General features: G+C 56.0%; 10 protein-coding genes. 8 read left to right on the top strand and 2 right to left on the bottom strand.

From position 1 onward, the window contains the following. Positions 1-88 precede the first annotated feature (88 nt). The 4 genes from Pla52o_RS20300 (at position 89) to Pla52o_RS20285 (ending at position 4147) form a co-directional block, all read left to right on the top strand. On the top strand, positions 89-1510 hold the full coding sequence (locus tag Pla52o_RS20300) for a Gfo/Idh/MocA family protein (RefSeq protein WP_146596464.1): 1422 nt from the start codon (positions 89-91) through the stop codon (positions 1508-1510). Between the two features lie 319 nt (positions 1511-1829). After that, the gene (locus Pla52o_RS20295) at positions 1830-2837 is read left to right on the top strand and encodes a DUF3500 domain-containing protein (protein ID WP_146596463.1); all 1008 of its coding nucleotides are present in this window, start codon (positions 1830-1832) and stop codon (positions 2835-2837) included. 74 nt (positions 2838-2911) lie between these two features. After that, positions 2912-3292 carry a hypothetical protein gene (locus Pla52o_RS27085; protein ID WP_197169393.1) on the top strand — a complete coding sequence of 127 codons (381 nt, stop codon included), beginning with the start codon at positions 2912-2914 and terminating at the stop codon, positions 3290-3292. A gap of 18 nt (positions 3293-3310) precedes the next feature. Beyond that, positions 3311-4147, top strand: coding sequence for a sirohydrochlorin chelatase (locus Pla52o_RS20285; RefSeq protein ID WP_197169392.1), 837 nt, complete (start codon positions 3311-3313; stop codon positions 4145-4147). 119 nt (positions 4148-4266) lie between these two features. Here Pla52o_RS20285 and Pla52o_RS20280 read toward each other — a convergent pair whose 3' ends face one another. Together Pla52o_RS20280 and Pla52o_RS20275 are read right to left on the bottom strand one after the other, a co-directional pair. Beyond that, on the bottom strand, positions 4267-5670 hold the full coding sequence (locus Pla52o_RS20280) for a TonB-dependent receptor (protein WP_390620909.1): 1404 nt from the start codon (positions 5668-5670) through the stop codon (positions 4267-4269). Positions 5671-5674: 4 nt separating this feature from the next. Continuing rightward, positions 5675-6097: a response regulator gene (locus Pla52o_RS20275; protein ID WP_146596459.1), complete on the bottom strand. Its 423-nt coding sequence runs from the start codon at positions 6095-6097 to the stop codon at positions 5675-5677. Between the two features lie 203 nt (positions 6098-6300). On the opposite strand from Pla52o_RS20275, the gene Pla52o_RS20270 reads away from it, so the two are divergent. Genes Pla52o_RS20270 through Pla52o_RS20255 form a run of 4 tightly spaced genes read left to right on the top strand, consistent with a single transcriptional unit; the run spans position 6301 to position 11602 of the window. Next, a complete protein-coding gene (locus Pla52o_RS20270; RefSeq protein ID WP_146596458.1) occupies positions 6301-6876 on the top strand; it encodes a chemotaxis protein CheW in 576 nt (191 codons plus the stop codon). Between the two features lie 12 nt (positions 6877-6888). Then, the gene (locus tag Pla52o_RS20265; protein WP_146596457.1) at positions 6889-8448 is read left to right on the top strand and encodes a CheR family methyltransferase; all 1560 of its coding nucleotides are present in this window, start codon (positions 6889-6891) and stop codon (positions 8446-8448) included. Next, complete coding sequence (locus Pla52o_RS20260) at positions 8445-9077, top strand: chemotaxis protein CheW (protein WP_146596456.1); 633 nt, start codon at positions 8445-8447, stop codon at positions 9075-9077. The genes Pla52o_RS20265 and Pla52o_RS20260 overlap by 4 nt, the downstream gene beginning before the upstream one ends. Positions 9078-9109: 32 nt before the next feature. Further along, positions 9110-11602, top strand: coding sequence for a methyl-accepting chemotaxis protein (locus tag Pla52o_RS20255; protein WP_146596455.1), 2493 nt, complete (start codon positions 9110-9112; stop codon positions 11600-11602). Positions 11603-11631 lie beyond the last annotated feature (29 nt).

Here is an 11631-nt window from a genome sequence, read left to right as displayed (position 1 = left end):
GACTTGAATCCACCTTTTTGTCAATTGCGGGTATACTGCTCTGACGATCCCCCCCACCCCACCATCGCTCCAGATAGGGTTTGCGTACATGAATCACTCAAAAAACACCCCCTCAAACGGTCGCAACAGCCACCCCAACGCCCGCCGCGATTTCCTCAAGTCGACTGCAGTTGCGGGGGCAGCGGCTTCGGCCCCTTACTTTTTCTCGAACCCGAAAACGTTTGCGGAGGATGCAAAAACCAAGAACGACCGCATGACGATCGGGGTGATTGGCGCGGGCGGCATGGCATCGGGAAACATCAACACGGCAAAAGAGTGGCTCGATGTCGTTGCGATCGCCGATGTCGACCAAGGACATCGCAACAGCTTCAACCAACGCTTCGCCGCTGGCAAAGCCGATGTCTACGAAGACTACCGCGAGCTGATTGAGCGCGACGATATCGACGTGATTCACATCGCAACGCCCGACCACTGGCACACCAAACCGCTGGTCGAAGCGATGTTGGCGGGCAAAGACGTCTATTGCGAAAAACCGCTGACGTTGACGATCGATGAAGGCAAGCTGATTCGCAAAGTCCAAAAGGAAACCGGACGCGTCGTTCAAGTCGGCACGCAACAACGCAGCACGTTTCCCTTGTTCGTCAAAGCGATGGCGATCGTTGCCGAAGGGCGACTGGGAAAGATTACCCAGGTCCAAGCGGCGATTGGCGGTGCCCCCTCCAGCCCCGTGCTGCCCGTCGCGGAAGTCCCGGGCAACTTGAATTGGGACCGCTGGCTCGGTCCCGCACCCAAGGTCGACTACCGATTCCTAGACGATGGCAAAGGCAAACGCCCCCTCACCAATGGTCACTACGAGTTTCGTTGGTGGTACGAATACTCGGGCGGAAAACTGACCGATTGGGGTGCCCATCACGTGGATATCTGCAACTGGGCACTGAAACTAAACGGCCAAACCGAAGGTCCGGTTTCCATCGGCGGAACGGCGAAACATCCCGTTGATTTCAAGGATGGCTTCCCGATTCAAAACGATCGCTACAACACCGCGACTGGATTCCATTTCAACGTCCAATATCCTGGCGGAACGGAAATGATCATTCGCAACGACACCGACAACGGTGTCTTGATCACGGGAACCGAAGGTAAAATCTTCGTCAATCGCGGCAAATTGGTGGGACAACCGGTCGACGACCTGAAAGACAATCCCCTTCCCGAGGATGCCATTGCCAAGGTCTATCGAGGCATGCCGATGGAGCACAACGAACGCAAGCAACATTGGGCAAACTTCTTGCATTGCGTCCGCGAACGAAAGGATCCCATCTCCGACGTCCACACGCACATGGAAATGCTCAACGTGTGCCACTTGGCGGGCATCTCGGCGCGGTTGGGTCGCGATCTGAAATGGGACAACGCGACCGAACAAATCATCGGCGACGACGAAGCCAATGGCTTTTTGGCTCGCCCCTATCGCCAAGGGTATCAAATCGAAATGCGAAAAGGAGCCAAGAGCTAACCCCAACCTCCTGCCATGCAACACTTGGACTCCGTACGCGATTCGAATCGCGTACGGAGTTTTTGTGTCGCGGGCACCGACAAGCCGATGGCATTTGCAGGCCGAATCTGGCTCCGCGTTTTGTGCGTTTTTAAAAAAGTCGAATCGACTTTATTTCCCCACTCGGGGGCGGAGACTCCTATAATATCGGCGGTTTCGAATCCTGCCCAATTTCAATCCCACACTCCATGCTTGGAGTATCAAGTCGAGGCCCCGACCTGCGGAGCGACTTTCGTATTCAGATCCATTTTGATCCATCCCACGACTGAAGGACCGCGCAATGAACGATCGGCATTCAATCAATCGGCGTCAATTTCTTGAGCAAACCTCCGCAGTGGTCGCGGGCACCGCTGCCGCTCCACTGCTTTGCTCGGCAACTCAGGCGGCCGAAGCGTCCCCGAGCGCGGAATCGTTAGTCGGACGTCTCTACGAAACCCTCAACGAAAAACAACGCGCCGATATCTGCTTCGCGTGGGACCACCAAGACTCCAAACGCGGTCTGCTACGAACGTTCGTTGCCAACAATTGGAATATCACCAAACACGAAATCAACGACGACTTCTACTCCGACGCGCAACGCGATTTGATTAAACAAACCTTTGAGTCGATCATTCATCCCGATTGGCACGAACGTTACTACCAACAACTCGAAGATGACGCGGGTGGATTCGGAAACGAGCAATCGATTGCGATCTTCGGAACGCCGGGGCAAGGCAAGTTCGAAATGGTGATGACCGGGCGACACATGACGCTGCGCTGTGACGGTGACTCCACCGACCATGTCGCGTTCGGCGGTCCCATTTTCTATGGTCACGCCCCTGAGTTCAACGAGGGCCCACGACACATCGACAACGTATTTTGGGAGCAAGCGATCGCGGCGAACGACTTGTATAAAATGCTCGATGGGCGTCAACAAAAGGAAGCCTTGGTCGCTACAACCCCGCGAGAACAAGCGGTCCATTTCCAAGGCAAACAAGGCAAACGGACTGGTTTACCGGTCTCGGATATGTCCGCGGACCAACAAGCCCATCTGCAAACGGTGCTGCAAAAATTGGTCGAACCGTATCGCCAAAGCGATCGCGACGAAGTGATTCGCTGCCTGCAGAGCCAGGGGGGGTTGGAAACCTGTCAATTGTCGTTTTACCAAGACCACGATCTTGGCAATGACAAGGTCTGGGACAATTGGCGTCTTGAAGGTCCCGCGTTTGTGTGGCACTATCGAGGTGCACCGCACGTTCATGTGTGGGTCAATGTCGCCGATGATCCAGGCGTGAAAACGAACAGTTGATCTTGCCGCGTGCAGCGAGCACGCTACAGTCCATTCATCCCGTTTCCTTCCTCATTAAATCAAGAGAAATCTTCATGCGTGGAATTGCCTATGCGATCGCAGCCCTCGCCTCCGTCATTATCATGGTGGCCGTTGCCAAAATGCCGAGTGAGTCTTCCCAAGCCGACTCCGCGTCGCCCTCGACCACGACCGTAGCCAGCGAAGTGACCCGCGATGCCGGAACGCTCACGATTGCCGTTCCCGATATGCACTGCTCCGTGTCTTGCTACCCACGAGTCAAGGAGCTGTTGGAGAACAGCGAGGCTGTCGAAACCGTTGAATTGGCGGAGCAGAAAGAAGCAGGCATCATCGACAATCGACAAGTCGTTGTGCATTACCAATCAGGCTTCAACGTCCGCCAAGCGCTTAGCGATCTGGAAAAAGAAGGCTTCGCAAAATCGGACGTCGTACACTAGGTGAGCGATGCACCCATCGTGAAGTCCAAGCAAGCCGTGAAGTCCCGGCAAGCCGTGAAGCCCAAGCAAGCCGTGAAGACCAAACAAGCGGCGCAAGACGTCAAGCAAGTTGGCGTCTTGTTGGTCGGGCATGGGACTCGCGACGAGGAAGGAACCAAGCAATTCTTTCAGTTGTCCGACAAACTGAGCGATGAAATCCCCTCGATGCAAATCCAGCCCTGCTTGCTGGAGTTCCAATCGCCCACGATCCAGGACGCTTGGCGATGCTTGGTCGAGCAGGGCGTTTCGGAAATCCGCGTCGCTCCACTGCTGCTATTTGCCGCCGGACACGCCAAGCAGGACATCCCTGATTTGGTAAAAACGTGCCACGCGAAAACGCCACACATCGCCTACGTTCACACCCGCCCCATTTCTCGGCACATGGCGATCGTGGAATTGGTTTGCGGGCTGCTCCGACAAACCCGCTCGGGGTTCACCAACCCCGATCACGAAATCTCGCTGCTAATGGTCGGGCGTGGCAGCTACGATCCCTGTGCGCAAGCGGACATGCGTGTGCTGAGTGAATTGGTTTCGTATCGACTTGGCCTCCCCCACCGGTCGACCGCATTCTATGCGATGGCGAAACCAGGTCTGCAGGAAACGCTCGAGCAACTCGCCCAACGGGGTGGCCAAATCCTCGTACACCCTCATCTGCTGTTTGATGGCCGTTTGTTTCAAGCCATCCAAAAAACGGTCACCACCGTGCAAAGGCAATTCCCCGACGCCGAAATTCGATTGTCGTCTTATCTCGGCCCCGATGCGTTGGTGGCCCGCGCGATCGCGGCGCGAATCCACGAGCAAGCCGCCCCGATTTGATTCACATCGAAATGAACTGGGCCGCAAATGAACTAGACCGCCAACGAACTGGGCCGCCAACGCCATCAGCCGCGATTTGCCTCACTCACCCCGTTAGAGCGGCGGGCAATGATCCCGGGTCATTCCCCTTGGTAACCAAAGAACCCTCGCTCTTTGATGATCGCCGCGACATGCGGCGAGACCATCGTTTCCCAGCGTGCATCGCCATCTTTGATGTTCTTCAAGACGTCGCGTGAGAAGATCGATAGGTAGGCATCGTTGAAGGTGCTCAGTTGGTCGATACAGCCTCGTTCGACGAGGTACTCGTAAAGCTTGCGAAGATTGGGCGCGACTTCCAGATTTTGAACCGCCGTAAAATCCCCCGTTTCTGGATCCAGATGGGGATAGATATAGAGCTTCAACTCGCTCTTGAACAATCGCCCAAACGACTCCAACACTCCGCCTTGAAGCTCGGTGTAGTACTTTTCGTTGAACAGCTCACGCAAGCTTGCCGCTCCCATTGTAATGCCGATCCGATTTCGGCTGTAGCGAGCCAGATAGGCCGCCAAGCGATAATATTCAAAGTAATCCGAAATCATCACCATCATCCCTTCGGACGCAAGCAACTCGATGCGTGCGAGGAAATCGGCATAATCCGCTTCACCATTAGTTAACAAACTTTTCAGAGTGATTTCGGTCAACTGCACAATCTCGCCCGCATCCGCTCCGAGCTCGGCGGCAAATTGCTCATGGGCACAACGGAGCATGTCCATATTGACATGGGTGACCGGACGAAAGCTGCCGCGTTCGACGAGAATCGGTTTCTTGTAAAGGACTTCCGAGGGTTGCAACACTGTGCCATCGGCCGCGAACATCGCTGCGTTGCTCAGATCGAGCTGCACCAATTTCATACTCATGATGCGATTGTCGACTTGACGAAACGCGACTCCCGAAAACTCGATCATGTCGATTTCAATCCGGTCCACACTCAAACCATCTAACAACGATTGAATAAATTGATCAGGATCGTGTTTGAGAAAGCAGGCGGCGTAGACCAAGTTGACGCCCACCATCCCGAGCGCTTCTTGCTGTTGTGAATTCTCGCCATCGAGCATCCGCACGTGGATGATCACTTGGCTGGGTTGTTCCCGAGGGACCGTTTGCAGCTTGATTCCCATCCAACCATGGCATTCATTGGTGCCCTTAAAGTTGCGAGCCGAGACGGTGTCCGCGAAGGCAAAGAAGGCGGTATCCTCGCCTCGCGTGGGGCCAAGTTGATCGAGCAACAATTGATATTCGCAATCCAGCATGCTTTGCAGACGCGGGCGACAAACGTAACGTTCACAGGCGCCGTAGATACTATCACTGACCGACATGTCATATGCCGAGATGCTTTTGGCGATCGTTCCCGCAGCGCCCCCGACACGAAAGAACCACCGCACCACCTCTTGTCCGGCACCGATCTCGGCGAACGCACCGTAACGCTGGGGATCCAGATTCATCCGCAGCGCCTTGCCGCGTGGATCACGAAGTTCGGTTGACAACAAATCACTCACCTTGCGACTTCCTCAACGCTTCTTGAGTTTCGCGTAACGACCTTTCCAGTTTGATGATCCGCTCGCCCGCCCGTAGCCGCACATGCAATTCATCATGGTTGAAGGGTTTGCTAATGAAATCATCGGCGCCGGACTCCATCCCTTCGACCAAGTCACACTTCTTTGTTTTCGCCGTCAACAACAGCGTGTAAACGTAACCATGGGGGCTGGAGGCACGAATCCGCCGGATCAAATCGGGGCCATCCATCCCCGGCATCATCCAATCACAGATGACGAGCGAAAAGTCATCATGCTGAAAAAATTGCCACGCTTCGCTTCCATCCATGGCGATCGTGACGTCGTACTCCCATTTCTCCAGATAGCTCTGCAACAACCGCCGAGAAACGGGATCGTCATCTGCAATCAAGACTTTCATAGCAGTCGCCCATGGGTGTGATTCGAACCGTGCACCACGTCATTTCACATCGCTAGCTGAAATTCTATCAGCGCAAGCAAGCACGCCGGGGTATAGAATGGGGTGTGCGGGCACTTTTTGATCAAGTGGCGTACGATCGCACCAACTTGTCGATCGCATCAACTTGCTCAGCGCTGGGTCGTTTTTATTATAAGTCGACAGCGATGGAAATTGAAATTCTTGTCTTTGAATGTGGTGGACGTCATTTTGGTGTCGACGCCCAATGCGTCCGCGGGGTGCTCCGTGCGGTCGCCCTCGCTCCCGTGCCACAGGCTCCCGACGTGGTCATGGGACTGGTGAACCTACGTGGCCGCATTTTGACCGTACTGGACACCCAGCAATTGCTGGGGCTCGGAGCCTCCTCCCTTCGACACAGCGATCACTTGATTGTCGTCGATGCGGGGGCCTGCGAGATGGCATTGCACGTTGATCAAGCGATCGATTTGTTGTCAATCGAGCAAGACAACGCATCCGAATACGGCCACCAAGGTGGGGAGCACCTCGCTGGCTCAGCGCCGCTCACAACACCACCGCCGCTCACAAAACCGCCACACTCAGAGGCGCCGCCACAACTTACCGATACAGCGCCGCGTCTCGTCCGCACGGTGGCCAAGACCCATTTGGGCGTCGTCCAGGTGCTCGCACCGTCCCAGTGGTTCCGTGGGGATGCCATGAAAGAGATCTTAGCCATCGCGACCTCTACCACCGCAACGCAACTCACCCCTGCGCTCAACTTGTGATGGAGCGTGGTGGTGAACGAAAGCGAACGAAACCGGTTACTGATCGCGATCCAGCAACGCACCGGCCTTTTCTATCGCAGCGATCAACTGCTCTCAATCGAGCGTACGCTCACTCAATTGATGCGGCGGTTGGACCTCGACAATCCGGATGACTTTGTCTCTGCGATCGACGAGGACCCCGACGTCTACAACCAACTCGTCAACGAGATCACGATCGGGGAAACCTATTTCTTTCGCGAACCCAAACACTTTGAATTTATCCGCCGCCAAGTGATCCCGGGATGGCGTGCACGTCGCGGAGCGTCGCTCCCATTGCGCGCATGGTCCGCCGCCTGTGCATCGGGCGAAGAAGCGTATTCATTGGCGATCCTCTGTGACCAGATGTCCCAGCCTGTGGATTTGCTAGGCACCGACATTTCGCCTCATTCGATTGCTCAAGCGCGTCGAGCGAGCTACCGAGAGTGGTCGTTTCGTGGAGGCGCGATGGCGATGGTGCAAAACCATTTCACCGAGATCCATTTGCCCCACCATCAAAAGCGTTACGAGTTGAGCGAGCGGCTGAGACGGCGTGTCCACTTTCAACTTCGGAATCTTGCCTCCAACACTTATCCCGATCGCCAAGCCGGCATCGACAACTTTGATTTGATACTGTGCCGCAACGTTCTAATTTACTTTGACCGCGGAACGATCGATGCGATCGCTCCGCGTTTGTACGAGAGTCTCGCCCCAGGAGGTTGGCTAATCACGGCGTCGGGCGATCCGCCACTGACCCCGCAAGCGAACGTGGACACGATCACGACGGAGTATGGAACGTTCTACCAACGCCACCTGGCGTTCGCCAACGACGAAACGCAACCGCACTCGGCGTTTGAATCCCCACCCCACCCTACCCCACGCGACACCCACACGCCCCGCGACCCTCACACATCCGAGGACGCCCGCAAGCCGACAAGCCCCGCGGACGCCGTTCGCGGCTCGCGAGCGACGTTGCCCGGCGACGCTACCCAAGATCAAGCTGCCCAAGACCACGTTACCCAAGACCACGCTCCGCCGTCTCACACGCGTCCCCCCTCCCGCACGATAACGGCGGCACGCGAGGCACTCGCGTCCGGCAACTACGACTTAGCGATTCGCATGACCGAAGGTCATTTGCAACATGCCGATGCCTGTGCGATCCACGTTCGCAGCCAAGCGCGGATCAGCACGGAAGCGGCGATTGAATCCTGTGCCGATGCCGTGGCGCGACACCCCTTGGCAACGGAACTGCACTACCTGCACGCCAGCTTACTGTTGGATCGAAATCAATTGGATGAGGCACTTCGAGCGATTGGACGAGCGTTGTTTTTAGACCGAAGTGCGGTCATGGTCCAATTTTTGTCTGGCTCGATCCAACTGCGACGGGGACAATGGAAGATCGCTTACCGTCATTTTGAAAACGCGTTCAAAGGCTGCACTCAACAAGATCCCCACGCATTAATTCCCTATTCAAAACGGGACACTGCCGCAGCCACGGCAGCCGCTGCCGAATCCGAAATGAAGAAAATTTGCGATTTATTGGCGAAGTCACCATGATTGCTCCCCCCAACCACAACCCTCCCCTGTTCGACTGGGCCGATGCGAAACAGCGGCTAGAGAAGGGGCGTCGATCGTTATTGGATGCCGAGCAACTTACGCCCGAACAATCCCAACAGGTGCTCCAAGAGCGAGCCCGTCAACTCGCATGCGTGCCTGCCCAAGCGCTCGACAACCGGCAAGTGATGGAGGTCGTTCGATTTCGGCTTGGCCGAGAAGAATTCGCCATCGCGTCGGAATATGTGCTTGAATTGACCTACCTTAGCGCCACCACTCCGATCCCTCAGACACCGCCTCATTTTGTCGGGGTGACCAATCTGCGTGGCGAGGTCACCGCGATCATCGATCTAGGAAAGTTGCTCAAGATCCCGCCGGACGCCGATCACTCCAACGCGTCCGAGCAACCGACACAAGTCTTGGTACTCGGCCAAGAGCGGCCTGAATTTGCAATGGTCATCAGCGGAATGGAGCATCTGACGATATTACGTCGCGACGAACTACTCGACCCGGTGGGCGTGACGGGAAGTCATCGAGACTTGATGCTCGGTTGCACCAAAGACGGGGTGCTTGTCTTCTCGGGCGAAGCGTTGCTGCGCTGCGACGAGCTGAATGTAGACCAAAGTGAGTGAATCGATTTAATGGCAATTAGTGAGGTTTTGGCATGCGTTTGGCGGATCACCCTCAACAGCTTTCCTTGCGCTGGCAAATCTCGATTCTACTTGGAATCGTGATGCTGCTTGCCCTGTGGCTGATGGGCACATTCGCGTTTTGGAAGGGCCGACAAATCGTGACCGATATGACGCTCGAAAAGATGGTCGCCCAAACCAACGAAGTCGCCAGCAATCTCGAAAGCGAACTCGACCGCGCCCGAGCCGACACCCTAGCGATCCCAAGCTATCCGCCAATTCCTGGCATCATTCGTTGCTGGAACAACGAACAAAATCCGGGCCAAGACCCGCTCGAAACCGGTTCGACCACCCAAATTTGGATCGAACGGTTGGCCCAGATTGTGACCACGGAACTGCGTGGGGATGACGATCGAATTGAATGCGTCTTTTACGATCCCACAGGACGCGGCGTGATGCGGGTGGCTGTTCAAAACGGCGACTATGTACTGGAAACCAACAACATTGCTGCGGTCACCCACGAACGGCACTTTCTAAAGACACGCGAACTCACGAATGCCAGTGTTTACATTTCGCCGCTCCGAACGAATCTCCAAGACAACTTGATACTCCATGTCTGCACCCCCGTGCATGCGAAGTCCGGCGATGGCCGACCCGAAACGTTTCAGGGCATGTTTGTGATCTCCCTCGATGGCGATCGATTGTTCTCTAAAGCGGCCACCACGAGTGCGATCGACAACGCAAATCCGAATCAGGTGATTGAAATCATCGATGAAACGATGCAGTTTCTATACTGCAGTCGCAACAGTGACGCGACCGCGATGAGCGCGGATCGCTTTGATACACTGCATCCCGTTCGTGCTGAAAAACTACTGCACCCTAAGGAAACGACAAGACCACTCCAGGAGCACATTTCGGCCATCTTCATCTCAGGCTCGGATCGTCCCGACGGGCAATCGATGCTCGGCACCTTCAAACGCATCTACTACGACCCCAGTGACACGTCACGTTTCTGGGGAGTGACCGCCAGCGAACACGGAGCGTCCGCGTTGCAAAGCGTGACCGACTTGCGGAATCGCTTTCTGATGACAGGTTTTTTCGTCTTGGCCGGAGTTTTTATCACCGGCTACTTCTTCGCCGGACGCTTGGCCGCTCCGCTTGCCCAACTCAGCCAAACGGCCGACGCGATCGCAGGCGGCCACCTCGACCAGGAATTGCCCGAGATCCACGGCGTCGGCGAAGTCAACCAACTGAACGCTTCCTTTCGGGCAATGACGCAAGCCTTGCGCAGCCACATTGCCGAGGCCAAGAATCAAAAAGCACGTACGCAAGCGACGATCGACTCCACCGCCGATGCGATCATCTCGATGAACTGCGAAGGCACCATTTTATCGTGCAACCATGCGACCCTTGAAATGTTTGACTACGACGAAGTTCAACTCATTGGCCAGAGCGCTTCTCGACTGAGTCGCGTGCTATGCACCGATGCGTCGCCACACCCCTCGCACAACCTCGCCCCCGGAGAAGTCCGTCGGCTCGGATCGGGATCGGAGATAACGGGACGTCATCACAATGGATCCGAACTGCCATTATTGTTGCGAGTGGTGGTGATGAGCTACGCAGGCGAAGAGATTTACATCGCCACGCTGCAGGACATTGCCGATCGCAAACGCAACGAACAGGAACGGGCGAAATTGTTTGATGCCATTCGTAGCGCGGTGCAGCGTCTGGCTTCTGCCAGCCAACAAATTCTGATCACCACAAGCCAACAATCCACAGGGGCTCAGGAGCAAGCCGCAACGGTATCGGAGGTTGTCGCGACAGCCGAAGAGATCGCCCAAACCGCGGCGCAAGCCGCCCAGCGTGCCGACGAAGTCGCACAAGCCGCCCGCCACACCGACGAAATCGGTAATGAAGGACGCTTGGCGATCGAAGGTTCCGTGGCATCGATGGAAGAGGTCAAGCGACAAGTCGAGTCGATCGCCGACAACATGCTCTCGCTCGCGGAGCGTGCCCAAGCGATTGGCGAAATCACGGCCACGGTCAGCGACATCGCCGAACAAACCAACATCCTCGCCCTCAACGCTGCGGTCGAAGCCTCGCGGGCGGGCGAACATGGCAAGGGCTTTGCCGTGGTCGCCGCGGAAGTCAAATCACTGGCCGAACAATCCAAACGCGCCACGGCCCAAGTGCGATCGATCTTGAACGAAATCCAAACCGCGACCAACGCAGCCGTTCTGTCGACCGAACAGGGAACTCATACCGTCAGCCAGGCCAGCGATGTGACCGCCAAGGCGGGAGAGGTGATCAACACGCTAGCCCAAACACTCGCGCATTCGACCCAAATGGCAACCCAGATCTCCGCATCCGCCAATCAACAGGCCGCCGGAGTGCGACAACTCAACGAAGGCATCCGAGACATCGATACCGTTTCGAAACAAAGTCTCGATGCGGTGCAACAGATCGAACAGGCCGCCAGAAACTTGAACGAACTCAGCAACCAACTTGCCTCCTTGACGGAGATCTAAGCCGCGTTAAGCAATCACGTCACGGCGGA

This window comes from Novipirellula galeiformis, assembly GCF_007860095.1.
In the GTDB taxonomy this organism is placed as follows: domain Bacteria; phylum Planctomycetota; class Planctomycetia; order Pirellulales; family Pirellulaceae; genus Novipirellula; species Novipirellula galeiformis.
This window is presented reverse-complemented; position numbering and strand designations above follow the sequence as displayed.